A 25,254-nucleotide genomic window follows, 5' to 3' on the forward strand; every position below is an offset into this window, starting at 1 on the left:
CAGCAGTTGCGTATCATGGCCGCCGCCGTGCTCGCCAAGACGGAGGCGTAGGCGCGCGGTCGGCCATGAGCGTGCGGCATCGCTGGAGACGATGGCTCGGCGCCGCGACCTGTCGTCGATGTTCGCTGAACCGTGTGGATGGATTCAGGGAGCATCGAACCATGGTTTGCCGGCCGCCCAATGCCGGACCCACCCGAGAAATCCGGACGTGCCGGTGGTGTGACCGAATTCGGCGCCGAAGGGGACGGCTCCCTCGCCGCTGATGTTCCAGATGTGGCCGCGATGCGGGCCAGTCACGATCAGGTGCCAGTACATCCCGCAGCCATCCGTGCCGAGCACGATCGACCCGTGGTAGAAGACCGGATCGAGCAACGGTTGCAGTTCCTCGTACGGTCGGGGGTCTTCCTCCCACAACCATGCCTCGGTCAGTGGGAAGTCAAGGCTCAGGATGCGTGCCAGGCGGTCGTCGCCCCAATCGTCGGGCACCTCAGCGACGCTGAGGAGGCCGTAGTCCGGTGGCCCGGAGAAGGACCCGTCCGTGATCTCGGCGACGAGGGTGCGGTAGGGCTCCGGCAGCACGATGCCATGTTCGGCTTCGAAGGCGTAGACACCTGACCAGCCCAGCGCCGACTCGCCAGCGTCGTCCACGTCAAGGGCGACGCGAAGTTCGGCAAGCTCGTGCGGGTCGGCGTGGTCGGTGTTCATGGTGCCTCACCGTGGCCTCGCTGCTGTTCCGGCAGTTCGGCGGAGCGGGAGTCGTAGTCGGCGCGGGCGGTGAGCACGTCAACGAGGTTGTCCTGGGCCCAGTCGCGGATGGAGCCCAGCAGACCGGCCACCCGGTGACCGAGGGGGGTCAGCGCGTAGTCCACCCGGGGTGGGATGGTCGGATACTGCGTCCGGCTGACGAAGCCGTCGCGTTCCAGTTGGCGCAGCGCCTGAGTGAGGCTCTTCTGGGTGATGCCGTCGAGCCTGCGTCTGAGCTCACCGAAGCGTAGCGGACGGTCGATGAGCGCCGGGACGATAAGCACCGTCCATTTGCTACCGATCACGTCTAGCACGCCACGGGACGGGCAGGACCGCAGATAGACATCCGCGCCGCCGAACTGGCGCAGGTCAGCGATAGTATCCACGAGGTACCTATATACCCTGAAGGTGCCTGGTTGTCATCCGGTACCGCGGTCGCGAGGCTCGTAGGCATGGCAACATCATCAGCAACGACCGCGCTCGTCACGGGAGCATCCGGAGGCCTGGGCAAGGCGACAGTGCACGCTCTGGCCCGCGCCGGGGTGCGGGTGCTCGTCCACGCCCGGACCGAGGAACGCGCTGTGGCGGCAGCCCGCGAACTGCACGGTGTGCCGGTGTGGGCAGACCTCGGTTCCGTGGCCGGTGTGCGTGGCCTGGCCGAGCAGGTCACCGCCGTGGCGGAAGGTGGACTCCACGTCCTGGTCAACAACGCCGGCGGCGCGGCGGCGCGGCGGGACCTCTCGCCGGAGGGCGTGGAACGCACGATCGCGGTCCACCACGTCGCGTCGGCCGCGCTCACCGCCTTGCTGCTCCCCATGCTGCGCCGCGGCGCCATCGCTTCCGCGCGGCCGGCCCGGGTCGTCAACGTGTCGTCCACGGTGGAGCGCCTCGGCCGGCGGCTCACCGACTGGTCCTACCCGGAGCGGTTCAGCCAATGGCACGCGTACTGCGACGCGAAGCTACTCAACCTCGCGTTCACCTATGCGCTCGCGCACCGGCTCGACCATCGCGAGATCACCGTCAACGCCGCCAACCCCGGCAACGTCGCCACCGGATTCGGACGCAACGGCGGCGCGTTCCGGTTCTTCCAGGGGTCGGCCCGGTTTCTGCTGTCCAGCCCCGAACGTGGCGCCAGTACCGCCGTCAGGCTCGCCAGCGATCCCACTCTGGACACCGCGACCGGAGGCTACTACACGAAGGGCCGGCCGGTGCTCTCCTCCGCCGCATCCCGTGACCCCGCATACGGCGAACAGGTGCTGGCGATGACGGCGCGGCTGCTCGCTCGGTCGGGCGTCGGTCCCGATCCGTTCGCCGGACGCGCCGGATGAGCCCGCTGCGGCCACGAAGCAGGCTTGCTCGCGCCGTGGGCCAGTGTCTCTGACAGCAGGAACATCCGCGCGGTCATCGCCACCCCGACCGCTCGTGGCCGAGGAGTGCGAACCGGTCCTCGGCCGGGGCGGCCGGGGTCACGCCCCCGGCCGCGCACGCCCGCCGCGATCGCGAGCCCCGCCGAGCGCGGCGCCGGCGATCAAGGCATTGAGGAACCGCGCCCCCGCTGCTTGGGGACGGCGCCGCGTGGCCGCCGGCCGGGGCGCAACCGTTAACCGCGCCCCCGCTGCTTGGGGAAGGGGGAAGGCAGGGCGCACTTTACATTCTAGATCTTCAATGCCGAGTCACTCGGGCTTCCCGGGTCGTTCAACACCGAACGACAGCGTGCTCTCAACGCTTCGAAGGGAGACACGCATGTCGATCGGTCGGGTCGGGCGGGTGCTGGCCGCCGTCGTGGTGGCCGGGGCCGGGGCCCTCACACTGTCGCCGGCCGCGCCGGCCGGGGCGACGCCGCCCGGGATTCCGTCCAAGGCCACCGCGCAGACGCAGCTCGACGCGCTCACCGTGGCGGCCGAGGGGTCGATGAGCGGGTACTCGCGCGCCCTGTTCCCGCACTGGATCACCATCAGTGGCTCGTGCGACACCCGGGAGACCGTGCTCAAGCGGGACGGCACCTCCGTGGTCACCAACAGCTCCTGCGCCGCCACCTCGGGGCGCTGGTACAGCCCGTACGACGGGGCGACCTGGACAGCCGCCTCCGACGTCGACATCGACCACGTGGTGCCGCTGGCCGAGGCGTGGCGCTCCGGGGCGAGCGGCTGGACGACGGCGGAGCGGCAGAGCTTCGCCAACGACCTGAGCCACCCCCAGCTCATCGCGGTCACGGACAACGTCAATCAGGCCAAGGGCGACCAGGATCCGTCGACGTGGCGGCCGCCCTTGGCCTCGTACCGTTGCACTTACGCGAAAATGTGGATCAATGTGAAGTACACCTGGGGCCTGAAACTGCAGTCGGCCGAGAAGTCGGCGCTGCAGGGCATGCTCAACGCTTGCTGAGCGTGCTGGTCCCGGCCTCCACCACGTAGGACGCGCTCGTCGACACCGGAGCCGTGCGCTCGGCGATGGTGTCGACGGTGCGCGCGTCGGTCTGCCAGAGGTCCTTGGCCACCTCGACGCGCAGGTAGCCGCGCTTGGCGCCGTCGAAGTACTTCACGTGCGGGTTCAGCACCGGGTTGACCGCCTTCAGGGGCGCGTCGAACGCGGCCGGGAAGTCGGAGCTGACCGACGTGGCGGTGAACTCGACCGCGACCGAGGGCTGCTCCGGGCGGTCGAAGTCGAGCTTGAGCTCGCTGAACCAGCTCGAGTGGATGTCGCCGGCCAGCACCACCGGGTTGGCCACCTTGGCGTCGGCGAGGTGCTTGAGCAGCCGGGTGCGCTGCGGGGCGTAGCCGTCCCACTGGTCGAGGTTGGCCAGGATGGCCGGGAGGCCGCCGGTCGGGTTGGGCAGCTTGGTCCGGCTCATCATGACCTGCTGGGCGATGACGTTCCAGCGGGCCGGCGAGCGGTCGAGGCCGGCCAGCAGCCAGCGCTCCTGGTCCTCGCCGGTCAGGGTGCCGTTCGCGTTGCCGGTGCCGGCCTCGGGCAGGCCGAAGTCGCCGGGGAAGCCGCCGGGCTGGTCGGTGCGGTACTGCCGGGTGTCCAGCACATTGATCCGCGCCAGCCGCCCGAAGTCGAACCGGCGGAAGATCCGCAGGTCGGCGCTGCCCGGGCGCAGGTTGGCCCGGATCGGCATGTGCTCGTAGTACGCCTGGTAGGCCGCGGCCCGCTGGCGCGCGAACTGCTCGGGCGACTGGTGCTGGGCGCCGGTGTCGTCGATCTCGTCGACCAGGCCGGCGTAGTTGTTCTCGGTCTCGTGGTCGTCCCAGGTGACCACCCACGGGAAGGCGGCGTGCGCGGCCCGCAGCGCCGGGTCGCCCTTGTACTGCGCGTGCCGCGCCCGGTAGTCGTCGAGCGTCTGCAGCTGGTCCAGGCCCGGCGTCTGCGGCGTGGTGTGGTTGCGGTCGGCGAAGGCGCTGTGCGGGTCGTACTCGTAGATGTAGTCGCCCAGGTGCAGCACCACGTCGAGGTCCTCGGCGGCCAGCCCGGTGTAGGCGGGCCAGTAGCCGTTCTGGAAGTCCTGGCAGTTGACGATGCCGAAGCGCAGCCGGCCCCCGTCCAGCCACGGCGGCGGGGCGGTCTTGGTGCGCCCGACCGGGCTGATCTCGCCCAGGGCCCGGAAGCGGTAGAAGTACCCGTGGCCGGGCTGCAGGCCGCGCGCGTCCACGTGCACCGAGTGGCCCAGCTGCGGCCGGGCGACGGTGTGCCCGGCGCGCACTACCCGGTGGAACCGCTCGTCTAGGGCGACCTGCCACTCGACCTCGACCGGGCGGGCCGACAGCGGTCCGGCGGCGCGCAGCAGGCGGGTCCACAGGATGACGCCGTCGGGCAGCGGGTCGCCGCTGGCCACGCCGAGCGTGAAGGGGTTGTCGCCGCGGGGCGACCCGGCGGCGGCGGGCTCGGCCGCCGCGAGGGGGAGCGCGATGGCGCCGGCGAGCAGCAGACTACGTCGCGTAAGCATGGGGCTCACTCTCGCGGCGACGGCTGTCCGGGCGAGCAACGGCGGGCGAACAACAGGCGTAGGCTCTGCCGATGTCTCCGCGCGAGCTCGTCGTGCTCGGCACGTCCAGCCAGGTCCCGACCCGGGAGCGCAATCACAACGGGTACTTCCTGACGTGGGACGGCGAGGGCATCCTCTTCGACCCGGGCGACGGCACGCAGCGGCAGATGGTCCGCGCGGGGGTGGCGGCGAGCGACATCACCCGGATCTGCCTCACCCACTTCCACGGCGACCACTGTCTCGGGCTCCCGGGCGTGATCCAGCGGATCTCGCTGGACGGCTCGCCGCACGACGTGCAGGCCTACTTCCCCGCTTCCGGCGAGGTGTACTTCGACCGCCTCCGCCACGCGTCCCCGTTCTACGACGCCGCAGTCATCACGAAACGCCCGATTGCGTCGGACATGTTCGTGGAGCAATGCGCGCGATTCTCGCTGGAGGCTCACCGCCTCGACCACGGCATCGAGGCCTACGGCTACCGCCTCATCGAGCCCGACGGGAGACGCATGCTGCCGGACCGGCTGCGCGAGCGCGGCATCGCCGGGCCGGACATCGCGGCCCTGCAGCGGGCCGGGGAGCTGAACGGGGTACGGCTGGAGGACGTGAGCGAACCCCGCAGGGGCCAGCGGTTCGCATTCGTGATGGACACGCGGCTCTGCGGTGGCGTCGAGACGCTGGCCGACGGAGCCGACGTGCTCGTGATCGAGTCCACCTACCTCGCCGAGGACGAGGGACTGGCCGTCGCGCACGGGCACCTGACCGCTGGGCAGGCGGCGAAGGTGGCCGCGGAGTGTGGGGTCGGCACGCTCGTGCTGACCCACTTCTCGCAGCGCTACGACGACCCGTCGCGCTTCCGGCGGGAGGCGGAAGCGTTCTTCGACGGCGAGGTTGTGGTGGCCGAGGACCTGACGCGGGTCAGGATCCGCGGATAGGGGTAAGGACGGTCAGCTGCACTCGGTGCAGATCGGCGCCCCGTTGCGCTCCCGAGCCAGCTGGCTGCGGTGGTGCACGAGGAAACAACTGGAGCAACGGAACTCGTCGCCGCGCATGGGCACGACGGGAACGGTCAGTTCCTCGTCGGCCAGCTCGGCGCCGGGCAACTCGAAGCCGAGGTCGTTGTCGTCGACGTCGACCGAGGCCGACTGACCGTTCGCCCGGCGCGCCGTGAGCTCCTCGAGGCTGTCCTCCGCGAGGTCGTTCCCGGCTGGGTGGCGTGGCGCGTCGTAGTCGGTACTGATGGCCATGGCGTTCACCCTCTCTTGGTGACTTGGTTGTGTAACGAACGCCGCCGGCCTCGGATGTGTTCCCGACCGACATGAATGAATCCAGGTGTGTCCCGGCTCACGCCGGCTCACTCGAATCCAGGCCCGTTCTGCTCCACTGTGGACATATCAACAGCGGCAGCGCCCACGAGGCTACCTCGCCGAGTCGCCTGCGTGCGCCCTTTTGCCATTCTCGGCCGGCATGTTCCTATGACTTCCGTAACGCCGCAGGTCAGCGGCCCGGCGCCGACTGTTCGGGGGAACGCCCCGGTGGCGGCTACAGTGCTCGGCATGGACCTCCCCGAGCGGGCCCGCGTCGTGGTCGTGGGCGGCGGCGTCGTCGGCACCTCCGTCGCGTATCACCTGGCGAAGATGGGCGTTGCCGACGTCCTGCTGCTGGAGCGCAACCGGCTCACGGCCGGGACCACGTGGCACGCGGCCGGGTTGATGGTCACCTTCGGCTCACTCTCGGAGACCTCGACCCGGCTGCGACAGTACACCCGCGACCTGTACGCCGGTCTGGAGGCCGAGACCGGCCTGTCCACCGGCCTGCGCCAGTGCGGGTTCATCGAGCTGGCCGCCGACGAGGGGAGGCTGGAGGAGTACCGCCGGGTGGCCGCCTTCAACCGTCACCTCGGCGTCGACGTGCACGAGATCTCCCCCGCCGAGGTCAAGGCGCTCTTCCCGCCGGCCCGCACCGACGACGTGCTCGCCGGCTTCTACGTGGCCGAGGACGGGCGGGCCAACCCGGTCGATGTGACCATGTCGCTGGCCAAGGGGGCCCGGCAGCGGGGCGTGCGGATCATCGAGGGCGTCCCGGTGACCGGCACGCTGCGCAAGGGCGGCACCGTGACCGGCGTGCGCACCCCGTTCGGCGACGTCGAGGCCGAGATCGTGGTGAACTGCGCCGGCATGTGGGCCCGGCAGCTCGGCGAGGAGGCCGGGGTCAGCATCCCGCTGCAGGCGGCCGAGCACTACTACCTCATCACCGAGCCGATCGAGGGCGTCAGCGCCGACCTGCCGGTGCTGGAGGATCCGGGCGCCTACGGGTACTTCCGCGAGGAGACCGGCGGCCTCATGGTCGGGCTGTTCGAGGGCGCGGCGGCCCCGTGGAGCGTCGAGCGGGTGCCCGACGACTTCGCCTTCGGCACGCTCCCGCCGGACTGGGACCGCATGGCGCCCTACCTGGAGGCGGCGATGGCCCGCATCCCGGCGACCGCGACGGCGGGGGTGCGGACCTTCTTCTGCGGGCCGGAGAGCTTCACCCCGGACCTGGCGCCGATCTTCGGGGAGTCGCCGGAGCTGCGCAACTACTTCGTGGCCGCCGGGATGAACTCCATCGGCATCCTCACCGGGGGCGGGATCGGCCGGGCGCTGGCCGCGTGGATCGCCTCCGGGCGCCCCGACGTCGACGTGACCGGGATGAACATCGACCGGCTGCAGCCGTACCAGCGCAACCGCGCGTATCGCGCCTCCCGCACGGTCGAGGCGCTGGGGCAGGTCTACGCCACGCACTTCCCTTCCCGCGCCTTCACCTCGGCCCGGTTCGCGCGCCGCTCGCCACTGCACTCGGCGCTGTCCGATCTGCGGCCGTACCTCCGCGACGTCTCAGGCTGGGAAATGCCCGACTTCTACCACTATTCCGGAACTTTTGCCCCCTCATGGGGTAGACCGGACTGGTTCGGGCAGTGGGCGGCCGAGCACCGGGCGGCGCGCGAGGACGCCGTCCTCGTGGATATGTCCTTCATGGCCAAGTTCCTGGTCCAGGGCCGCGACGCGGCGGCCGCGCTGGAGGAGCTCTCGGCCAACCGGGTCGCCAACCCGGGGCGGGTCACCTACACCCAGTGGCTCAACGAGGCCGGCACTATCGAGGCCGACCTGACCGTCACCCAGCTCGACGAGGACCGCTTCTGGGTCGTCGCCTCCGACACCGCCCACCGCCACGCCTTCACCCGGCTGACCCGGCACCTGGACGGGAGACACGCCTTCGCCGCCGACGTCACCTCCGGCTGGGCCCAGATCAACCTGCAGGGCCCCCGCTCGCGGGAGATCCTGGCCGCCGCGGCCGACGCCGAGATCACCCTGCCCTTCCGGGGCGCCGCCGAGCTGGAGATCGGCTTCGCCCGGGTGCTCTGCCTGCGCATCACCTACGTCGGCGAGCTGGGCTACGAGCTCTACGTGCCGGCCGAGCAGGCGGTCCACGTCCACGAGCGGCTGGTCGCGGCCGGCGCCGGCCGCAGCCTGCACCACGCCGGGCTGAAGGCCCTCGCCAGCCTGCGCATGGAGAAGGGGTACCGCGACTACGGCCACGACATCGACAACACCGACGACGTGCTGGAGGCCGGCCTGGGCTTCGCCGTGGCCCTGGACAAGGGCGACTTCATCGGCCGCGAGGCGGTGCTGGCCCGCAAGGCGCGGGGCCCGCTGACCCGCCGCCTCGTCCAGGTCCTCGTCACCGACCCGAAGGCGCTGATGTACCACGGGGAGGTCGTCCGCCGCGACGGCCGGGACGTCGGCTACGTCCGAGCCGCCTCCTACGGCCACACCCTGGGCGGCGCCGTCGGCCTGGCCATGCTCGACGCCGGCCCGGAGCCCCTCGACCAGGCCTGGCTGGACGCCGCCCCGCTGACCGTGGAGATCGCCGGCGCGCCCTATCCGGCCCGCGCCTCCCTGCGCCCCTTGTACGACCCCACGAGCGAGCGCGTGCGGGTTCAGGTGGAGGGGTCGGGGCGGCTCGACGGGGGTGGGGGCGGGCCGCAGACGAAGCGGGGCTCCGGGTCGTAGCGCCACGCGAACCGCTCGCGGCGCAGTTCCTTGCCGTTGTGCTTGAAGACGCGGTAGGCCTCCTGCGTGAAGCCCTCAGCCCCGTTCGTCGGGTTGCAGTCGGACTCCTCGAGGTACACCGTGCGGGGCTGGGCGACCTTCGTGCGCGGGCCGTAGTCGGTGGAGATGTCGTAGCGCTTCGTGCCGTAGAGGGTCACGGTCACGGCGTCGTCGGTGGTGGCCGTGTCGATGAGCAGGGCCGTCGGGGCGTCGTTGCGCAGGCGGAGGTCCAGGGCGCCGTAGACGACGGTGGCCTCGATCACCGCGGGGTAGCGGTCGAAGTAGTAGCTGTGCGGATGGTGCTCCACGTCCTGCATGCCGGCCAGGTAGCCGGCGTTGAAGAGCGTGGTGGCGACCTGGGAGACGCCGCCGCCCGGCGTGTTCTTGATTTTGCCGTCCTCGATGCCGGGGGCGTCGACGTAGCCCTTGGCGTGGGTGCGGTCGCCGACGCGGGCGTTGAGGGAGAACGTCTCGCCGGGGCGGATCAGGGTGCCGCGCAGGGCCTCGGCCATGGTCCGGATGTTGACGACCCGGGGCTCGCCCGGCGTGAACTTGGTGGTGAACGTGGCCACCGGCGCCGCGACGCCGAGGTTTTCCAGGACCGCCGCGGTGGTACCGGCCTTCGCCGCCACCATCGGGACCGTGACCCGGCGCGGGGTGGCGGTGGAGCGCAGGGCGTCCAGCAGCGCCGGGAAGGACAGGTCGATGCGGCTGCCGTCCGTCTGCGGGCGGATCACGGGACGACCGGCGGCGACCTCGAAGCGGGCGTCCGTCGGCGGGATCTCGACCCTGGCGAACGCGGAGGATGCCGCCTTGCGCAGGGCGTCGCCGTCGACCGACGGGGTCAGCAGGCCGTCGGGGTCGGACTCCAGGCGCAGGGCGCCCGCGATGGCCGTGGCCGGGAGCGTCACGTCGCCGCGCGGGGTGCTCAGGACCAGCGGGGCGGCGACCGCGGGGGTGGCCAGGTCACGCACGAGGCGGTCGACGTCGGCCCTCGACGAGCGCGGCACCAGGTCGACGACCGGGAACTCGATGACCTGGCGGCGCAGCCAGCCCGCCGTGGCGATGGCGCCGATGGCGCGGCGGTCCAGGCCGCGGCCCGGCTCGGGGTACACCGGCACCGGGCGCAGCTTGTCGAAGCGCACGGCCGGCATGACCGGGGCGTCGCCCTGCGGGCCGAGATGGCCCATGAGCGCCGTGTAGAGCCGGGCGGGGTCCACGGTCACCACCGGGTCGACGTCGGCGTGCAGGAGCGGGACCGGGCTCGCGGCGGCGGCCCGCTCGACGGTCGCGGGGACGTCGACGGCGAGGCCGACGGCCAGGGGCAGCAGCACGGCCGGCTCGGTGCCGACCTTGGCCGTGACCGGCTGGCGCAGGCGCTCGGCCAGCCCGGCGGTCAGCGCGCGGGCGGCGTCGGCGCGGGAGCGGCCGCCGACGTCGACGCCGAGCACGCGGACGCCGCGGGCGACGTCGTGCGAGTAGGCGCGCAGGGTCACCACCGTCGGGGTCAGCAGGAGCAGCGTGACGGCGATCACCAGGCGGCGGCGCTGCGCCGCGCGCTTGCGGCGCGTCATGGGCGGGACGAAGGGCCGCGTCCGGAGCACGGTAGCCATGACATTACCGTGCCCGATTTGTTACTTTCATACCAAACCTCGAACTGAATGTCCCCTAAAGTGTCAGTGTGACTACTGTTGGCGAAGTCCGACGGGCCGCGGTATGCCGTCCCCTGCCACCGGCAACGACACTGACGAGGCTCGCTGGCAGGATATGAGGGTGCGTCAGTTCCGGACCCTGGCATTGCGCGTGCGCTCCCCCGAGGCGAGCGCCGCGCTGACGCACGCCGCCCAGCGCATCGGCCTGCCGGTCGCGCAGCTGCCGGGCGATCCGGCCGAGGTCAACGGGCTCCACTCGGCCGACGGGGTGGCGTGGCGGGCCGCGGGCGGATACCTCACGACGCTCATCGCCGGGGGCGCCGACGTGTGCCTGTCCGGCGCCTCCCCCACGTGGTTCGCGGCCCTGCCCAAGAACGTCACCGGGCGCGACATCCGGCTGGTCAGCGTCGGTGAGGCGCCCGACGTGGTGGGGCCCCGGCCGGCGGTGGCCAAGCTCGCCGACGAGAAGCACCCGGCGTTCTCCGCGGCCTGGGTGCGCAACGCCGACGACCTGCGCAACCGGCTGCGCACCGCGCGGCTGCCGGCCGACAGCACGCTGATCATCATGGACCACTGGCTGGACCTCGCCTCGGAGTACCGGGTGTTCACCATCGGGCGGCAGCCGGTGGCGTGGTCGCCGTACCTGGTGGAGGGCGAGGAGTGGAGCCCCTCGCTGCGCATGCACCGGGCGTCCTGGCATGACGAGGCGGCCGCGTTCGTCGCGCTCATGCTCGCCGACCTGCCGGCGGCCGACATCCCGCCGACCGCGGTGATCGACGTCGGGCGCACCGACGCCGGGCAGTTCGCGGTGCTCGAGGTCAACAACGTGTGGAGCTCCGGGCTGTACAGCTGCGACCCCGACGGCGTCCTGAGGGCGGTGCTGGCCGCGAACGACCCGGACTGCGACCCCCGCTGGCGGTGGCAGCCTGCCCCCGCGCTCGGTGCCTGACCTGCCGACCCGGCTCCGCGTCGGGTTCCACTGGCGCGGCGGCCCGGACGTGGCCTACGCCGACATCACCGAGTGGTGGCGCGATCCCGTGGTGCTGCGCGACCTGCCGCCGGCCCTGGCGGCGCTGTTCGAGCCGGCCCCGACCGTGGTGCTCGGCCCGGCCTCGCGGGGCACGCTGATCGGCGCGCTCGTCGCCGCGCACCTCGGCGTCGGGCTCGTCGAGGTGCGCAAGAACGACCGGGTGGCGGCGCACTCGCCCTTCCACATCGGGCGCGACCTGCCACGGCAGATGACCCTGAGCTTCCGCCGCGCGCTCGTCCGCCCGCACGACCGGGTGCTGTGCGTCGACGACTGGGTCGAGAGCGGCGCACAGGCCCTCGCGATCCGGGACATGGTCGAGGAGATCGGCGCCGAGTGGCTCGGGCTGGCCTGCGTGGTCGACGACCTCCAGGACCGCGACGACGTGCGGCGGCGCCTCGACGCCCGCGCGCTGCTGAGCGCCGAAGGGCTGGTCGACACGGAAGTGATGACCGCCGCGGAAGCTATGCTCGACGCGGAAGTTGCACCCCGGACCGACGGCTGAGCGCTGGGCTGCATGGCAACCTGTCCGGTTCAGTAGCTCGGGAGCAGCACATGTCCGACCCGCGTCCCCTCCACTCCGGCTGGACCGTCCGCGCCGAGGGAGACGGGCAGGAGTTCCCCGCCACCGTGCCCGGGTGCGTGCACACCGACCTGCTGGCCGCCGGCGCGATCCCCGACCCGCTGCTGGACGACAACGAGACGCGGCTGTCCTGGATCGGCCGGACGACCTGGTGTTATTCGACGGTCTTCGACGGCATCCCCGGCGAGCGGGTCGACCTGGTGGCCGAGGGGCTCGACACCGTGGCGTCGGTCGAGCTCAACGGGGTCGAGGTCGGACGGACCGCGAACATGCACCGGGGGTACCGCTTCGACGTCGGCCACCTGCTGCAGCCCACCGGCAACCGGCTCAGCGTGCGGTTCTCCTCGGCGTACGAGTACGCGCAGGGCGTGCGGGACGCCGTCGGGGCGCGGCCGAATGCGTACCCAGAACCGTTTCAGTACATCCGCAAGATGGCCTGCAACTTCGGCTGGGACTGGGGCCCGACCGTGGTCACCGCGGGGATCTGGCAGCCGATCGGGCTGGACGCCTGGTCCACCGCGCGGCTCTCCCGGGTGCGCCCGGTCGTGACGGTCGACGGGGATCGGGGGCTGGTGGACGTACACGTCGAGGTGGAAAGGACGCGGGAGACGGCCCTGCAACTCCGCGCGGAGATCGCCGGACGGACCGCGTCGGTGCAGATCCCGGCGGGCGCCCGTGCGGCGACCGTGACGGTGGAGGTGCCGTCGCCGCGGCTGTGGTGGCCGCGAGGCCTGGGCGCGCCCGATTTGTACGATCTGACGGTCACGCTCGGGGAAGGCCTCGACACCTGGCAGCGCCGGATCGGGTTCCGGACCATCGAGCTGGACACCACGCCGGACGGGGGCGGCACGCCGTTCGTGCTGAAGGTCAACGGGCGGCCCGTGTTCGTGCGCGGGGTCAACTGGATCCCCGACGACGCCTTCGTGACGCGGGTCGACCGGGCCCGCTACGCCGAACGGATCGGCCAGGCGGTCGAGGCCGGCGTGAACTACCTGCGGGTGTGGGGCGGCGGGCGGTACGAGAGCGACGACTTCTACGACCTGGCCGACGAACTCGGCGTGCTGGTCGGGCAGGACTTCCTCTTCGCCTGCGCCGCCTACCCGGAGGAGGAGCCCCTCGCCGGCGAGGTGGCCGCCGAGGCCCGCGAGCAGGTGGTCCGGCTGATGCCGCACCCGAGCCTGGTGCTGTGGGTCGGCAACAACGAGAACATCTGGGGCCACCGCGACTGGGGCTGGGCCGAGCAGTTGCAGGGGCGGACCTGGGGCGAGGGCTACTACCTGCGCGTGCTGCCCGAGATCGTGGCCGGGCTCGACCCGTCCCGGCCGTACTGGCCCGGCAGCCCCTGGTCGGGCGACCCGGCGCTGCACCCGAACGACCCCGCGCACGGCACCACGCACATCTGGGACGTGTGGAACACCCACGACTACCGGCACTACGCGACCTACCGCCCGCGGTTCGTGGCCGAGTTCGGCTTCCAGGCCCCGCCGGCCTACGCCACCCTGCGCCGGGCCGTGTCCGACGAGCCGCTCGCCCCGGACTCCCCCGGCGTGCTGCACCACCAGAAGGCCGGCGACGGCAACGGCAAGCTCGCCCGCGGCCTGCACGGGCACTTCCCGCCCCCGGCCACGTTCGACGACTGGCACTGGGCCACCCAGCTCAACCAGGCCCGCGCCATCGCCTTCGGCATCGAGCACTTCCGCGCGCTGTCGCCCTACTGCGCCGGCACCATCGTGTGGCAGCTCAACGACAACTGGCCGGTGACGTCGTGGTCGGCGATCGACGGCGACGGCCGCCGCAAGCCCCTCTGGTTCGCCCTGCGCCGGGTGTACGGCGAACGCCTCCTCACCATCCAGCCGCGCGACGGCTCGCTCGCGCTGGTGGCCGTCAACGACGCCGCTTCCGCGTGGCGGGCCGAGGCGCAGGTCCGCCGCCTGGGCTTCGACGGCACCCCGCGGGCCGAGGCCACGGTGGCGTTCGACGTCCCGCCGGGCACCGCGGTCGCCGTCCCCATCCCGCCGGACGTCGCCACGCCGGTTGACGCGGCCGGTGAACTGCTCGTGGCCGGCAACGCCTTCTGGTTCTTCGCCGAGGACGTGGACCTGCAGTACCCTGCCCCGCGCTACCGGATCGCGGCGTCTCCCACGGCGGACGGTGTGCGCCTGGAGGTGACCGCCGCGTCGCTGCTGCGCGACCTGACGGTCTTCCCGGATCGGCTGGACCCGGCCGCCACCGTCGACGAGCAGCTGGTCACACTGCTGCCCGGCGAGACGGCCGTCTTCCAGGTGCGCGGGGTCTGCGAGACCGACCCCGCGGTGTGGTCCACCGTGCTCCGGACGGCGAACGACCTCATCGTCCGGGACTGACGCACCCTGCCGCCGTTCGGCGGGGCTGTTTGCTTGACGTCGAGTATGGTCCGGGAGTGATCACCGAGGAGTTGGCCCGTAACGTCGAGGGGGCCTGGGGTGATGACGGCGTCCGATGGCTCGCCGATCTGCCGTCCATCCTGCGGGAGCTGGCCAACGACTGGGAGCTCACGGTCGGTTCGCCGTACGAGCTGTCCTACCACTACGTCACCGCGGTCACCTGCGGGGACGGGATGCCAGCCGTCCTCAAGCTCGGTGTGCCGACCGGCACGTCGCTGGCCGAGGAGGCGCCGGCATTGGCAGCGTTCGCGGGCTGCGGGGCGGTGCGGCTGCTGCGGGCGGACCTTGACCGTGGCGCGTTGCTGTTGGAACGGGTCACCCCTGGTTGGCGTGCCCGCGACCTGGTTCCTGATCGGGACAGCGAGGCGACATCCGCAGCGGTTGGTGTGATGCGGCGTTTGCACGTGCCGCCACCGCCCGGCTGCGCGATGCCCGAGGCCGTGTCCCAGGCTGCGGCGTTCGACAACTACGTGGCCGTTCACGGCGACGCCGGACCGCTGCCGCTCGACCTTGTCGTGCGCGCCGGCGCTGTGATGCGCGAGCTGTGCGTGTCGGCCACCGAACGCGTTGTCCTGCACGGCGACCTGCACCACGACAACATCCTGCGGGCGGCCCGCGAGCCGTGGCTGGCCATCGACCCGCACGGCATCGTTGGCGATCCCGGCTACGAGGTCGGCGCACTGCTGTTCAACCCCGATCCAGCCAACCGCGACGAGGCATTGACCGCGCTGGTCCCGTCGCGGGTGGAACAGCTTGCCGACGAACTGGCGATCCCGGTGGACCGGGTGGTGGCATGGGGGTTCGTCAAGGCGGTCATGTCCGATGTGTGGTCGGCCGAGGACTGGACTCCCGCTGCGGACTGGTCCCCGATCAGCCGCGCTCTGGACGTCGCCGGCCTGTTGCTCCCTCGCCTGCCATAGTCCGGCACCGGCTGGCCGCGTCGCGGGGAGCCACCCCAACGCTCTTGAGCGATGGGTCAATCGGCGCGGCCCTTCAGCGGTGGTGTGGCACCGAGACGCTCTGTTCCCGCACGAGCGAGTCGACGGCCTCCTGCGTCGAACGCAGTCGCTCCATGGTCGCGTTGATCTGCTGGATGCTCTTCACGGCTTCGCCGGTCTGCGCCCGGATCTGCTTGATCTGCACCCCGATCTGCTCGGTGGCCTGGCCGGTTTCGGTGGAGAGCTCCTTGACCTCGCCGGCGACGACGGCGAACCCCTTGCCGGCGCTGCCGGCCCGGGCCGCTTCGATGGTGGCGTTGAGGGCCAGCAAGTTGGTCTGCGCGGCGATGCTGGTGATCAGGTTGCCGACGTTGCCGATCTCGGTGCTGCTGGCGTCGAGCTTGCCGATCGTGGCGGCGGCCTCGTTCGCCCGCGCGGCGGCCGCCGTCACGGCCTGTCCGAGGTCCTGACTGACCTGCCCGAGCTTCGCCGCGGAGGCGGACAGCTGGGCCAGCTGGCGCTCCGCGGTGGCCATCAGGTTCTTCTCGTTGTCGATGTCGAACAGGGCGCCGGCGACCCGCAGCGGGACCCCGCTGTGGTCGCGTTTGGTCGCCCCGGTGGCCCGGAACCAGCGGTAGCTGCCGTCCTTGAGCGCCAGCCGGTACTCGATGTTGTACGGGATGCGCCCGGTGCGATCGTTGAGGTGATTCATGAACGCGGTGACCACTCGGTCCAGGTCGTCGGGGTGCAGGCGCGAGGACCAGCTGGACAGGATGTCCGGGAAGTCGCGCGCATCGGTGAAGCCCAGCATGCGGCGGAAGTCCTGGGACCAGTTGAACGTGTTGTTCGGGTTCACCGGGTCGTCGGCCACGACGTCCATGTCCCACAGGCCGATCCCGGCCGCGTCGGTCATCAGCTGGAAGCGCTCGACGGCGGCGGATTCGGTGCCCCGCAGCGACGCGATCTCCGCCCTGAGCGCGTCACGCTCGGCGGTCACGGCCGCCAACTGCCCGCCGTCCGTCGACAGCTGCCGAGTTACGGCTGAATCCTTCGATGCCCGTCCCCACGCCATGCGCCAACTCCAATTGCCGATCGCGCCCTCACGTCACGCCTATCGGCCACGCTTGCACCGAGCTGACCTTTCTTGCCGGCGCCGGTCAGCGGTGGCGAGGGCGCCCACCAGGGGGCCGGCGTAGGAGGGGCGGGTCGCGGGCGCCGGGGCGTCCAGGGCGGTGGTGTAGCGGTCGGTGTCCCGGTGCCACTTCAGCAGCGTGGTGGAAAGGCTGAGCCGCGGCCGCTCGGCCTCAGTTCTCACGGCCGATTTCCACATTTTTACGCGGTACCGCTAGCGCCCGTTTTTCATGCACGCAGCCCTTTCGGGCAAACGGCAACCGTCGGGCCGGCGGCTATTGAACTCGAGTGCTCACGCAAAGCGGCCGGGGTCGCCGGCGCCGACGCGCAGGATCTGCGGCTCGTCGTCCGAGAGGTCCACCACGGTGGTCGGCTCGACGCCGCACTCGCCGTCGATGACCGCGTCGAGCTGGTGGTCGAGCAGCTCCTTGATCTCCCAGCCCTGGGTCATCGGCTCATCCTGCCCGGGCATCAGCAGCGTGCTGGACAGCAGCGGCTCCCCCAGCTCGGCCAGCAGGGCCTGGGTCACCGTGTGCTGCGGGATGCGCACGCCAACGGTGCGCTTCTTCGGGTGCAGCAGCCGCCGCGGCACCTCCGGGCTGGCCGGCAGGATGAACGTGTAGCTGCCCGGGGTCGCCCCCTTGACCAGCCGGAACACCGCGTTGGAGATCTGCACGAACTGCCCGAGCTGGGCGAAGTCGCGGCACACGAGGGTGAAATGGTGCCGGTCGTCCAGGCGGCGGATCTCCCGGATCCGCTCCAGCCCCGGCCGGCTGCCCAGCTGGCAGCCCAGCGCGTAGCAGGAGTCGGTGGGATAGGCGACCAGGCCGTCCGCGCGCAGGATCGTCACGATCTGCTGCAGCAGCCGGGGCTGCGGGTTGTCCGGGTGCACGTCGAAGTACCTCGCCACGGTTCCAGCCTACGTGTAGGAATAGCCCATGACGGATCTGGAGGCCGTGACCCGCTGGGTCGAGGGCTACGTGCGGGCGTGGAGCAGCAACACCAGCGACGACATCGCGGCGCTGTTCGCCGAGGATGCGGCCTACTACCCGGCGCCCTACGCCGACCCGTGGCGCGGCCGGGACGCCATCGTGGCGGAGTGGCTGGCCCGCGGGGACGCCCCCGGGCACACAGCGTTCTCGTGGTTCCCGGTCACGGTGGGCCCGGACCTGAGCGTCATCCAGGGCACGACCAGCTATCCGCACGCCACCTACAGCAACCTGTGGCTGATCCGCCTCGACGGTGTGGGCCAGTGCCGGGAGTTCACGGAGTGGTGGATGGAGCACGTTTAGTACGGCGGCGGGATCACCGGTTCGCGCGGGTTGAGCCGGCGCCAGACGACCACGACGAACGCGCCCAGCAGCACCAGCATCACGATCCGCAGCGAGGCGAACATGATCGCCGTGTGGTTGACGGCCAGGGCCTTGGCCACGAAGCCGGCCCGGTCCGACGGGTGCACCTCGTCCCGCGCCGCCTCGATGAACAGATAGATCACCAGCGGCACGAGGGTGAGCCGCCAGCCGAGGTACGTCCAGTGCCGCAGCACGCTGCGCCGGTCGCGCCCGAGCCGGTCGGAGACCCGCCCGACGACCCCGAACCAGACGGCGAACATCAGCAGCGTCACCCACAGCGCCACGGTGACCGCCCCGGCGACGCGGTCGACCAGCGCGAACACGGCCGTGGTGGAGGGCCGGTCGATGGTGTCGGGCTCGGCCGCGTAGGCCCGCAGCACCTGGTCCTCGCGCCGCAGCACGAGCACGTCGACCAGGAGCAGCACCGCGTGCAGCGCCACGACGACGACGAACAGCCAGGTGTACACCCGCAGCGCCGCAGGCGGGCGGTCCTCAATCTCGTCGAACTCGTCGACCGGCGCCGGCGGGTCGGCCACCAGCGCCGCCACGAACGCCGCGGAGGGCACTCCGCCGTGCCGGAGGCAGAGAAAGGCGCCGCGGGTGTCGTGTCCGGGAGCACCACACGTCACGCAAGGCATCGACACAAGATCGTGAGCCTAGTCGCCCCGACCGCCTCCCGCCTGCCCCGGAACGGCCGATCCACCCGGCTGTTCGGTCCGGATTCAGCGGCGGTTCACCCTGTCGGGCCACGGGCCAGGGCCGCTACCACGCCCAGGTGTCGACCGCCTCCTGCACCGCCGCGCGGGCGATGACCGGGTGACGGCCGAGCAGCCGCGCCAGGTCACCCGTGGGAGTCCCGGCCCACCCTGAGCGGATCGCCGCGTAGAGGTCGAGCAGCTGGTCGGCGGCGTGCTGCGGGAACCCGGCGCGCAGGCATCGGGCGCGGTAGCCGGCCTCCGGCTCCGGGCGGTACTCGACGCCGGCCATCGCGGCCAGCTCGTCCCAGCCGATGGTGTCCGGGCCGGTGAGGTCGTACCGCTTCCTGTCGTGCTCCGTCGTCAGGATTCGGGCGACCGCCTCGGCCTGGTCCGCGGTCGCCCCGACGGCCAGCGCCGCGTTGCCGGCCGGGGCGGTGAGCACCCCGTCGCGCCGCCCGGCGATCACGTCCCGGGCGAGGGCGGCGGCGAGCCCGTACCCGACCCGGACGATCGTCCAGCCGACCGGCAGGTCTTCGACGATCCGCTCGGTCCGCGCGAAGTCGAGCGTCGAGGGGATGGTGCTGCGCCCGGCGTCGGCCCAGCTGGTGACGACGACCCGCCGCACCCCGGCCGCCACGGCGGCGTCGAGGACGCGGCGCATGTGCCCGGCCCGGACCTCCGGCGGCGCCCCGTAGTAGGTGGCGTTGACGAAGACGATCCCGGCGCCCTCGAACGCCTGCGGCAGCGACTCCGGCACCCCGAAGTCCGCCGTCCTGACCTGCACGCCGGCCGGCGGCTCGGCCCGGCTCGCGTCCCGCACGCTGACGGCCATGTCGCCCGCGGGCACGAGGCGGGCGAGGTGCTCGGCCACCAGCCGCCCGAACGGCCCGTTGGCCCCGGTCACGATAATCATGCGCAGTAGGTCCTTCCGGTAATCGGGGCGCCCGCCCCGGTTACCTCCGCACTGTAGCGGGGCGAGCGCCCCGGTTTCAAGGGGTGGTACCGCATGCGCGCCGACGCCGTCCGCAACCGCCAGCGCATCCTGGCCGCGGCCCGCGCCGCGTTCGCCGAGGAGGGCCCGGCCGTGAGCCTGGACGACGTGGCCCGCCGGGCCGGCGTGGGCCCGGGCACGGTGCACCGGCACTTCCCGACCAAGGACGCCCTCTTCGCCGCGGTGATCGCCGAACGCCTGCGGGACCTGACGACCCTGGCCGGCGAACTGGCCGCGAACCCCGACGCCGGCGAGGCGTTCTACGCGTTCTTCCACCGCCTGGCCGCCGAGGCCGCCCAGAACCTGGCCCTGTCCGCCGCCCTGACCGAGACCGCCCCGCTGGGCGAGCCGATCCACGAGGCCGGCGCCGCCCTGGAGGCCGCCATCGCCGCCCTGCTGACCCGCGCCCAGGCCGCCGGTGCCGTGCGGCCGGACCTGACCACCGCGGAGTTGCACGCCGTGATCGCCGGCGCCCTGGTCATGGAGCAGCGCCTGCCCGAGTCCTCGAAGGGCCGAGGCCTGGCCCTGGTCGCCGACGGCCTGGCCGGCAAGGCCTGAACTGCCCCAGTTCGGCCGAATCCTGCCGCCGCCGGTCCGTCTCGACCTGGCGCACGGCGCGCTCAGGGCCGCGCATCAACGCGACGAGCTGGCCAACCGTACGTAATTTCGTCAACTCGTCGCGTTATTGCGCGGCCCTGCCGCCGAAGCTACGATCGGCGTACGAGATTTACCACGGACGATCTCTGTCGATCACAGGGTCGACCACCGGGCCCGGTCATTCTCATTCCGAGCGCACGAATGGTTGACCCATGAAGCTTCGCGCCATCGCCGCGACCGCCATCGCCACCGCCGCCCTCGTGCCCGCGGTGTCGCCCGCCCAGCCGGCCGCGGCCGGCCCGGCCGACTCCTGCTACGGCTTCAACTACTCGTACTCGATCGACAGCACCGCGATCCGGGTGACCGCGACCAACGCCTGCCCGGGTTCGGCCGTCGCCTACCTGGTCCTCGAGCGCTACAACGGCGCCTCCGGCTACCCGTGGGCCTTCGTCGCGTCGGGCAACGGTTCCCTGACCTACCTGTGCAACGGCACCACGCCCACGACCTACCACATCGGCCCGATCTTCACCCCGGGCACGAGCGGCTACACCTGGTACCAGTTCAACGCCAACTGCGGCTGACCCACACCGCGCAGAGCCGCCCCGGGCTTGCAGCGGGGCGGCTCCTGGCACTCGCCGAGCGCGCACCGCAGCCGGTGGTCGAGATCGTTGATCGCCCGACGCGGGCCCCCATCGCTTCCTCCGTGGCAGCTGCGCGGCGCCGGCTAGGGCTGGTGACGGCGGCGCTGAGGCGGCCGGGGCGCCCCGCCTTCCCGCTCGCGTGGCGCTGCCGGGTCGTGCCGCTCACGCTGGAGCTACCCGCCCGGGGCTGGGGCGGTCCGGCGTAGGCTTCGCGCATGCCGGCCGACCCGTACCTCGCCGCCGACGACGTCGTGCAGTCCGACCACCCCGCCGTGCGCGCGGCCGCGGCCCGGCTGCGGGCGGGGCATCCGGGCGACGCCGGGTTCGCCCGCGCGGCGTACGAGTTCGTGCGCGACGAGGTGCACCACTCCTTCGACGCCGAGGACCCGCGGGTCACCGTGACCGCCGCGGAGGTGCTCGAGCATCGGGTCGGGCTCTGCTACGCCAAGTCGCACCTGCTGGCCGCCCTGCTGCGGGCCGAGGGCCTGCCGGCCGGGCTGTGCTACCAGCGGCTCGCGACCGGCGACGGGGGGTTCGTGCTGCATGGGCTGGTCGCCGTACACCTCGAAGGAACATGGCACCGGCAGGACCCTCGCGGCAACAAGCCGGGCGTCGATGCGCAGTTCTCGCTCGACGGCCCGCGGCTCGCGTTCGCCGTCGACCCGGCGGCCGGGGAGCGCGACTACGAGCCCGTGCACGCCGCCCCGGACCCGGGCGTGCTGGCCGTGCTGCGGGCCACGGACGACGTGCTGACCCTGCGCGAGGCGGGCCTGCCAACGCAACCCGCCTAATCCATCAGCCGGAGACGACGTGCTGGCCCGCGCGAGGCGGGCCTACCGGCGCAGCCCGCTTAGTCGGTCAGCCGGACCCGCAGGTAGCCCAGGTCCAGCTCGCCCCGCCGGAGCCGCTCCAGGTCGGTGCGCGGCGGGTCGACCGGCACGACGAGCGCGTGCCGGGTCGCCTCGGCCCGCGCGTCCTTGCGCCGCTTCGCCGCGGGGGCGGCCGGCCGGGTCCAGTGCGGTTCCGGGCGCCCGGCCCCGAGCCGCTGCCGCACGTCCGACCACCGGGCGGCCGGGAAATGCAGCCCCTCGTCGGCCAGTACCAGGTCGAACGGGATGCCGCGGCCGTCACGCAGCGGGAAGGCGACCAGCGTGCGGTCGCCGACCAGCTCGGCCAGGGCCAGCATGCGAAGGGCGGTGCGCCGGCCGGCCAGCAGCTCGCGGTCGTGGGTCAGCACGGCGGCGGGCGTGAAGGCGGGGCGAAACACGCGGTACCCGTACGCCCCCACCCGCACGTCGTCGCGCAGCGTGCGACGTTGCCGGGCGCCGGGCCACGGGACCGCATAGGGTTGGTGCCCATGGTGAGCATCGAGCGGCTGGTCACGTCGGGCACGTTCTCGCTCGACGGCGAGACCTTTGACGTCGACAACAACGTCTGGATCGTCGGCGACGAGCAGGAGGCGCTGGTCATCGACGCCGCCCACGACGCCGAGGCGATCCTGGGCGCGCTCGGCCAGCGCCGCGCCGTCGCCATCGTGTGCACCCATGGTCACGACGACCACATCGACGCCGCGCCCGACGTCGCGCTGCGCACCGGCGCGCCGATCCTGCTGCACCCGGACGATCTGCCGCTGTGGCACATGAGGCACCCCGCTCTCGAACCGAACACGCACCTTACCGACAACCAGTCGATCGCCGTGGCCGGCGTGGAACTGCGGGTGCTCCACACGCCCGGGCACAGCCCCGGCGCGGTCTGCCTGTACGCCCCCGAGCTGGGCGTCCTGTTCTCCGGCGACACGCTCTTCGAGGGCGGCCCGGGCGCCACCGGCCGATCATTCTCGGACAAGCCGACGATCCTCGCCTCCATCCGCGAGCGCCTGATGACCCTGCCGCCGGAGACCGTCGTGCACACCGGCCACGGCCCGGACACGACCATCGGCGCCGAGGCCGGCAACATCAAGTAATCCGCATCGCCCGCGCAACCAGGGGCCGCTGCTCCCGCCGGCGCCTGGTCCGGGCCGAGCGGAGCGAAGCCTCATCGAGCCAGACCGGGCGAACGGGTCGGCCCTGCCAGCGCCGCCGTGCCAGGCCCAGAAGCCGGTGTTCAGTCGCCGGGCGGGGCGAGTTCGGCGGCGCGGTCGAGCAGCGCGGTCCGCTCGGCCTCGCTGTGCGTCAGCTCCGCCGCCCGGCGGAACAGCGCCGCGGCCCGCGCCGGGTCGCCCGCCCGCCCCGTGAGGTCGGCCTCGGCGGCGAGCGCGTGCGGGTAGTCCTCGAGCGCGCCCCCGGCCCGGGCCTCGGCGAGCAGTTCGAGCCCGGCCTGGGGCCCGGACGCGAACCCGTGCGCCACCGCCCGGTTCAGCGCGATCACCGGCGTCGGCTGCAGCCGCCACAGCTCGTCGTAGCACCGCGCGATCCCCGGCCAGTCGGTCTCCCCGGCCGACGGCGCCGTGGCGTGCCCGGCCGCGATGCGCGCCTGCAACGTGTACGGCCCGTTGCGCCCCCCGAGCCCCGCGAGGATCGACACCCCCTCCGCGATCGCCGCGCGATCCCACCGCGACCGGTCCTGCCGGTCGAGCGTGAGCAGCCGCCCCGCCTCGTCCCGCCGGGCGTCCCGCCGCGAGTGCTGGAACAGGAACAGCGCCAGCAGACCGGAGACCTCCGACAGATCCGATTCGTCCGGCGCGACCCGCGGCAGCAGCGCCACCAGCAGCCGGGCCAGCCGGATCGCCTCGTCGGCGAAGGCGGCCGACCCGTCCGCGTTGTACCCGTTGGTGAACAGCAGGTACAACACCCCGAGCACCCCGGGCAGCCGCTCGGCCAGCGCCGGCCCCTCCGGCACCCGGTACGGGATGCCCGCCTGCGCGATCTTCGTCTTGGCCCGGGTCAGCCGCCGGGTCATCGTCGCCTCGCCGACGAGGAACGCCCGCGCGATGTCGGCGGTCCGCACCCCGCAGATCGTCCGCAGCGTCAACGCCACCCGGGCCTCCAGCGGCAGCGCCGGATGGCAGCAGGTGAACATGAGCCGGAGCCGATCGTCGCCGAACCCACCGGTCTCGATCCGCTCCGGCTCCCCCCGTTCCAGCACCGCCAGCTCCCGCAGCTTGACCCGCTCGACACTGGCCCGCCGCAGCACGTCGATGGCCCGGTTGCGGGCCACCGTCATGAGCCATGCGGCCGGGCTGTCCGGCACCCCGCTGACCGGCCATCGCTGTAACGCCGCGGCCAGCGCCTCCTGCGCGCAGTCCTCCGCCAGGTCCCAGTCCCCGGTGACGCGGATGAGCGCCCCCACGATCTGCGGATGCGCCTCCCTCGCCGCCGTGGCCGCCGCCACCGCGACCGGTGCGCGGACCCCGGGCGCTTCCGCGGCGGAGGCGCCCGGCGGCCCGTCCCTCACTGCCGGAGGTCCGCGAACGGCCGGATCTCGAGGCGCCCGGCGCGCGCCATCGGGTGGGCCCGGGCCACGGCGATGGCCTCGTCCAGGTCAGCGCACTCGAGCAGGTCGAAGCCGACGATAGCCTCCTTGGTCTCGGCGAACGGGCCGTCGGTGACGAGCAGCTCGCCACCGCGCACCCGGACCGTCGTCGCCGCGACCGGCGGGGCCAGCACCGAGCCGAGGATTCGCCGGCCGGCGCCGTCGTGCTCGGCTACCCACTGCTCGATGTCGGGCTCGTGCTCCTTGTCGGTGTCGGGCTCAGGGTCGCTGCAGACAAACATCATGTACTTCATCGCGCTCTCCTCTGCTGGCCGTTCTCAACCCTAGTGACGAACGCCCCGCCCGCGACCGGACCAACCAAGTCCAAGAACTTTGTGTAGTCGCCTGAGCACGATTAGGCGCCGCGAACCAGGTCGGTGCGGGTCAGCAGGGCGGTCAGGGTGATGGACTCGGCGGCGAGGGACTCGCGGCCGCCCTCCTCGCGGTCGATGACGCACAGGGCGTCGGTGATGTCGGCGCCCAGGGCGCGCAGGTCGGCGGCCGACAGCAGCAGCTGGCCGCCGGAGGTGACCACGTCCTCGACCAGCAGCACGCGGCGGCCCGCGACCGGGGCGCCCTCGGCCAGGCGGCGGGTGCCGTAGGGCTTGGCCGCCTTGCGGACGAAGGCGCAGGGCAGGCCGGCGTGGCGGGCTAGCGCGACGACGACCGCGATGCCGCCCATCTCCAGGCCGGCCAGGACCTCCGTGTCCGGCGGGACCAGGGCGGCCATCGCGGCGGCGACCTCGTCCAGCAGGCGCGGATCGGCCTCGAACTGGTACTTGTCGAAGTACTCCGTCGCGGTGCGGCCCGAGCGCAGGACGAACTCGCCGGTCAGGTGGCAGGCGGCGTGTATCCGGGCAGGCAGGTCGATGTCGGGCATCGAAGCATCATGGCAGAGAACGGGGCGGACAGACCCCGCGCGGTCCGGCATGATGTCCG

Annotated in this window: 27 protein-coding genes; 13 read left to right on the forward strand and 14 right to left on the reverse strand. The window is 72.4% G+C overall.

What is annotated here, in order from left to right:
- Positions 1–144 precede the first annotated feature (144 nt).
- Positions 145–705: an SMI1/KNR4 family protein gene (locus tag AB0M46_RS35510; RefSeq protein ID WP_363343422.1), complete on the reverse strand. Its 561-nt coding sequence runs from the start codon at positions 703–705 to the stop codon at positions 145–147.
- Positions 702–1,130: a helix-turn-helix domain-containing protein gene (locus AB0M46_RS35515; RefSeq protein ID WP_363343424.1), complete on the reverse strand. Its 429-nt coding sequence runs from the start codon at positions 1,128–1,130 to the stop codon at positions 702–704. Before AB0M46_RS35515 ends, AB0M46_RS35510 begins: the two co-directional genes overlap by 4 nt.
- A gap of 66 nt (positions 1,131–1,196) precedes the next feature.
- Here AB0M46_RS35515 and AB0M46_RS35520 point away from each other — a divergent pair, with 66 nt between their 5' ends.
- Positions 1,197–2,072: an SDR family NAD(P)-dependent oxidoreductase gene (locus AB0M46_RS35520; RefSeq protein ID WP_363343426.1), complete on the forward strand. Its 876-nt coding sequence runs from the start codon at positions 1,197–1,199 to the stop codon at positions 2,070–2,072.
- 415 nt (positions 2,073–2,487) lie between these two features.
- Positions 2,488–3,129 carry an HNH endonuclease family protein gene (locus AB0M46_RS35525; protein ID WP_363343428.1) on the forward strand — a complete coding sequence of 214 codons (642 nt, stop codon included), beginning with the start codon at positions 2,488–2,490 and terminating at the stop codon, positions 3,127–3,129.
- Here the strand turns inward: AB0M46_RS35525 and AB0M46_RS35530 are convergent.
- Complete coding sequence (locus AB0M46_RS35530; RefSeq protein ID WP_363343430.1) at positions 3,116–4,690, reverse strand: alkaline phosphatase D family protein; 1,575 nt, start codon at positions 4,688–4,690, stop codon at positions 3,116–3,118. The genes AB0M46_RS35525 and AB0M46_RS35530 overlap by 14 nt on opposite strands.
- 71 nt (positions 4,691–4,761) lie before the next feature.
- On the opposite strand from AB0M46_RS35530, the gene AB0M46_RS35535 reads away from it, so the two are divergent.
- Entirely contained in the window at positions 4,762–5,658 is an 897-nt protein-coding gene (locus AB0M46_RS35535; RefSeq protein WP_363343432.1) for a ribonuclease Z, read from the forward strand.
- 12 nt (positions 5,659–5,670) lie between these two features.
- On the opposite strand, the gene AB0M46_RS35540 is transcribed toward AB0M46_RS35535, so the two are convergent.
- A complete protein-coding gene (locus AB0M46_RS35540) occupies positions 5,671–5,964 on the reverse strand; it encodes a DUF4193 domain-containing protein (RefSeq protein WP_363343497.1) in 294 nt (97 codons plus the stop codon).
- A 315-nt stretch (positions 5,965–6,279) separates the two neighbouring features.
- Between AB0M46_RS35540 and AB0M46_RS35545 the strand changes: the two genes are divergently transcribed.
- The gene (locus tag AB0M46_RS35545; RefSeq protein ID WP_363343434.1) at positions 6,280–8,772 is read left to right on the forward strand and encodes an FAD-dependent oxidoreductase; all 2,493 of its coding nucleotides are present in this window, start codon (positions 6,280–6,282) and stop codon (positions 8,770–8,772) included.
- Here AB0M46_RS35545 and AB0M46_RS35550 read toward each other — a convergent pair.
- Positions 8,700–10,424, reverse strand: coding sequence for a VanW family protein (locus tag AB0M46_RS35550; RefSeq protein ID WP_363343436.1), 1,725 nt, complete (start codon positions 10,422–10,424; stop codon positions 8,700–8,702). The two genes, AB0M46_RS35545 and AB0M46_RS35550, sit on opposite strands and share 73 nt — an antisense overlap.
- A gap of 160 nt (positions 10,425–10,584) precedes the next feature.
- On the opposite strand from AB0M46_RS35550, the gene AB0M46_RS35555 reads away from it, so the two are divergent.
- Genes AB0M46_RS35555 through AB0M46_RS35570 form a run of 4 tightly spaced genes read left to right on the forward strand, consistent with a single transcriptional unit; the run spans position 10,585 to position 15,416 of the window.
- Complete coding sequence (locus AB0M46_RS35555) at positions 10,585–11,412, forward strand: ATP-grasp domain-containing protein (protein WP_363343437.1); 828 nt, start codon at positions 10,585–10,587, stop codon at positions 11,410–11,412.
- On the forward strand, positions 11,405–11,995 hold the full coding sequence (locus AB0M46_RS35560) for a phosphoribosyltransferase family protein (protein ID WP_363343439.1): 591 nt from the start codon (positions 11,405–11,407) through the stop codon (positions 11,993–11,995). The genes AB0M46_RS35555 and AB0M46_RS35560 overlap by 8 nt, the downstream gene beginning before the upstream one ends.
- 50 nt (positions 11,996–12,045) lie before the next feature.
- The gene (locus AB0M46_RS35565; RefSeq protein ID WP_363343441.1) at positions 12,046–14,436 is read left to right on the forward strand and encodes a glycoside hydrolase family 2 protein; all 2,391 of its coding nucleotides are present in this window, start codon (positions 12,046–12,048) and stop codon (positions 14,434–14,436) included.
- A gap of 56 nt (positions 14,437–14,492) precedes the next feature.
- The gene (locus tag AB0M46_RS35570) at positions 14,493–15,416 is read left to right on the forward strand and encodes an aminoglycoside phosphotransferase family protein (protein WP_363343443.1); all 924 of its coding nucleotides are present in this window, start codon (positions 14,493–14,495) and stop codon (positions 15,414–15,416) included.
- A 73-nt stretch (positions 15,417–15,489) separates the two neighbouring features.
- Here the strand turns inward: AB0M46_RS35570 and AB0M46_RS35575 are convergent, their stop codons facing one another.
- The 3 genes from AB0M46_RS35575 to AB0M46_RS35585 form a co-directional block, all read right to left on the reverse strand.
- Positions 15,490–16,431 (reverse strand): methyl-accepting chemotaxis protein, encoded by a 942-nt coding sequence (locus AB0M46_RS35575; protein ID WP_363343445.1) that lies wholly within the window; start codon positions 16,429–16,431, stop codon positions 15,490–15,492.
- 114 nt (positions 16,432–16,545) lie between these two features.
- Positions 16,546–16,749 carry a hypothetical protein gene (locus tag AB0M46_RS35580; protein ID WP_363343447.1) on the reverse strand — a complete coding sequence of 68 codons (204 nt, stop codon included), beginning with the start codon at positions 16,747–16,749 and terminating at the stop codon, positions 16,546–16,548.
- Between the two features lie 108 nt (positions 16,750–16,857).
- Positions 16,858–17,475: an L-threonylcarbamoyladenylate synthase gene (locus AB0M46_RS35585; protein WP_363343449.1), complete on the reverse strand. Its 618-nt coding sequence runs from the start codon at positions 17,473–17,475 to the stop codon at positions 16,858–16,860.
- A gap of 28 nt (positions 17,476–17,503) precedes the next feature.
- On the opposite strand from AB0M46_RS35585, the gene AB0M46_RS35590 reads away from it, so the two are divergent.
- A complete protein-coding gene (locus tag AB0M46_RS35590; protein ID WP_363343451.1) occupies positions 17,504–17,857 on the forward strand; it encodes a nuclear transport factor 2 family protein in 354 nt (117 codons plus the stop codon).
- Here the strand turns inward: AB0M46_RS35590 and AB0M46_RS35595 are convergent.
- Positions 17,854–18,465, reverse strand: a complete 612-nt coding sequence (locus tag AB0M46_RS35595) for a hypothetical protein (RefSeq protein WP_363343453.1) — start codon at positions 18,463–18,465, stop codon at positions 17,854–17,856. The genes AB0M46_RS35590 and AB0M46_RS35595 overlap by 4 nt on opposite strands.
- A gap of 214 nt (positions 18,466–18,679) precedes the next feature.
- Positions 18,680–19,528 (reverse strand): NAD(P)H-binding protein, encoded by an 849-nt coding sequence (locus tag AB0M46_RS35600; RefSeq protein ID WP_363343455.1) that lies wholly within the window; start codon positions 19,526–19,528, stop codon positions 18,680–18,682.
- A gap of 93 nt (positions 19,529–19,621) precedes the next feature.
- On the opposite strand from AB0M46_RS35600, the gene AB0M46_RS35605 reads away from it, so the two are divergent.
- The 3 genes from AB0M46_RS35605 to AB0M46_RS35615 all read left to right on the forward strand — a co-directional run bounded on the left by AB0M46_RS35605 (position 19,622) and on the right by AB0M46_RS35615 (position 21,635).
- Entirely contained in the window at positions 19,622–20,164 is a 543-nt protein-coding gene (locus AB0M46_RS35605) for a TetR family transcriptional regulator (protein WP_363343457.1), read from the forward strand.
- A 251-nt stretch (positions 20,165–20,415) separates the two neighbouring features.
- The gene (locus AB0M46_RS35610) at positions 20,416–20,784 is read left to right on the forward strand and encodes a hypothetical protein (protein ID WP_363343459.1); all 369 of its coding nucleotides are present in this window, start codon (positions 20,416–20,418) and stop codon (positions 20,782–20,784) included.
- A gap of 275 nt (positions 20,785–21,059) precedes the next feature.
- Complete coding sequence (locus AB0M46_RS35615) at positions 21,060–21,635, forward strand: transglutaminase family protein (RefSeq protein ID WP_363343461.1); 576 nt, start codon at positions 21,060–21,062, stop codon at positions 21,633–21,635.
- A gap of 59 nt (positions 21,636–21,694) precedes the next feature.
- Here AB0M46_RS35615 and AB0M46_RS35620 read toward each other — a convergent pair whose 3' ends face one another.
- Positions 21,695–22,111, reverse strand: a complete 417-nt coding sequence (locus AB0M46_RS35620) for a hypothetical protein (RefSeq protein WP_363343463.1) — start codon at positions 22,109–22,111, stop codon at positions 21,695–21,697.
- A 90-nt stretch (positions 22,112–22,201) separates the two neighbouring features.
- Between AB0M46_RS35620 and AB0M46_RS35625 the strand changes: the two genes are divergently transcribed.
- Positions 22,202–22,807 (forward strand): MBL fold metallo-hydrolase, encoded by a 606-nt coding sequence (locus tag AB0M46_RS35625; protein WP_363343465.1) that lies wholly within the window; start codon positions 22,202–22,204, stop codon positions 22,805–22,807.
- 140 nt (positions 22,808–22,947) lie between these two features.
- Here AB0M46_RS35625 and AB0M46_RS35630 read toward each other — a convergent pair whose 3' ends face one another.
- The 3 genes from AB0M46_RS35630 to AB0M46_RS35640 form a co-directional block, all read right to left on the reverse strand.
- A complete protein-coding gene (locus tag AB0M46_RS35630) occupies positions 22,948–24,174 on the reverse strand; it encodes a DUF6596 domain-containing protein (RefSeq protein ID WP_363343499.1) in 1,227 nt (408 codons plus the stop codon).
- Positions 24,175–24,233: 59 nt separating this feature from the next.
- Complete coding sequence (locus AB0M46_RS35635; RefSeq protein WP_363343467.1) at positions 24,234–24,569, reverse strand: YciI family protein; 336 nt, start codon at positions 24,567–24,569, stop codon at positions 24,234–24,236.
- Positions 24,570–24,670: 101 nt separating this feature from the next.
- Positions 24,671–25,195 (reverse strand): phosphoribosyltransferase family protein, encoded by a 525-nt coding sequence (locus AB0M46_RS35640; protein WP_363343469.1) that lies wholly within the window; start codon positions 25,193–25,195, stop codon positions 24,671–24,673.
- Positions 25,196–25,254 lie beyond the last annotated feature (59 nt).

Origin of the sequence: Dactylosporangium sp. NPDC051485, from assembly GCF_040682015.1 — a bacterium.
GTDB lineage: Bacteria > Actinomycetota > Actinomycetes > Mycobacteriales > Micromonosporaceae > Dactylosporangium.

Excerpts from the sequence above, each read along its gene's own strand:
- AB0M46_RS35545 (WP_363343434.1), top strand. The coding sequence starts at position 6,280 with ATGGACCTCCCCGAGCGGGCCCGCGTCGTGGTCGTGGGCGGCGGCGTC.
- AB0M46_RS35550 (WP_363343436.1), bottom strand. The coding sequence starts at position 10,424 with ATGGCTACCGTGCTCCGGACGCGGCCCTTCGTCCCGCCCATGACGCGC.
- AB0M46_RS35530 (WP_363343430.1), bottom strand. The coding sequence starts at position 4,690 with ATGCTTACGCGACGTAGTCTGCTGCTCGCCGGCGCCATCGCGCTCCCC.
- AB0M46_RS35615 (WP_363343461.1), top strand. The coding sequence starts at position 21,060 with ATGCCGGCCGACCCGTACCTCGCCGCCGACGACGTCGTGCAGTCCGAC.
- AB0M46_RS35610 (WP_363343459.1), top strand. The coding sequence starts at position 20,416 with ATGAAGCTTCGCGCCATCGCCGCGACCGCCATCGCCACCGCCGCCCTC.
- AB0M46_RS35600 (WP_363343455.1), bottom strand. The coding sequence starts at position 19,528 with ATGATTATCGTGACCGGGGCCAACGGGCCGTTCGGGCGGCTGGTGGCC.
- AB0M46_RS35565 (WP_363343441.1), top strand. The coding sequence starts at position 12,046 with ATGTCCGACCCGCGTCCCCTCCACTCCGGCTGGACCGTCCGCGCCGAG.
- AB0M46_RS35510 (WP_363343422.1), bottom strand. The coding sequence starts at position 705 with ATGAACACCGACCACGCCGACCCGCACGAGCTTGCCGAACTTCGCGTC.
- AB0M46_RS35625 (WP_363343465.1), top strand. The coding sequence starts at position 22,202 with ATGGTGAGCATCGAGCGGCTGGTCACGTCGGGCACGTTCTCGCTCGAC.
- AB0M46_RS35535 (WP_363343432.1), top strand. The coding sequence starts at position 4,762 with ATGTCTCCGCGCGAGCTCGTCGTGCTCGGCACGTCCAGCCAGGTCCCG.
- AB0M46_RS35635 (WP_363343467.1), bottom strand. The coding sequence starts at position 24,569 with ATGAAGTACATGATGTTTGTCTGCAGCGACCCTGAGCCCGACACCGAC.
- AB0M46_RS35590 (WP_363343451.1), top strand. The coding sequence starts at position 17,504 with ATGACGGATCTGGAGGCCGTGACCCGCTGGGTCGAGGGCTACGTGCGG.
- AB0M46_RS35605 (WP_363343457.1), top strand. The coding sequence starts at position 19,622 with ATGCGCGCCGACGCCGTCCGCAACCGCCAGCGCATCCTGGCCGCGGCC.
- AB0M46_RS35520 (WP_363343426.1), top strand. The coding sequence starts at position 1,197 with ATGGCAACATCATCAGCAACGACCGCGCTCGTCACGGGAGCATCCGGA.
- AB0M46_RS35640 (WP_363343469.1), bottom strand. The coding sequence starts at position 25,195 with ATGCCCGACATCGACCTGCCTGCCCGGATACACGCCGCCTGCCACCTG.
- AB0M46_RS35525 (WP_363343428.1), top strand. The coding sequence starts at position 2,488 with ATGTCGATCGGTCGGGTCGGGCGGGTGCTGGCCGCCGTCGTGGTGGCC.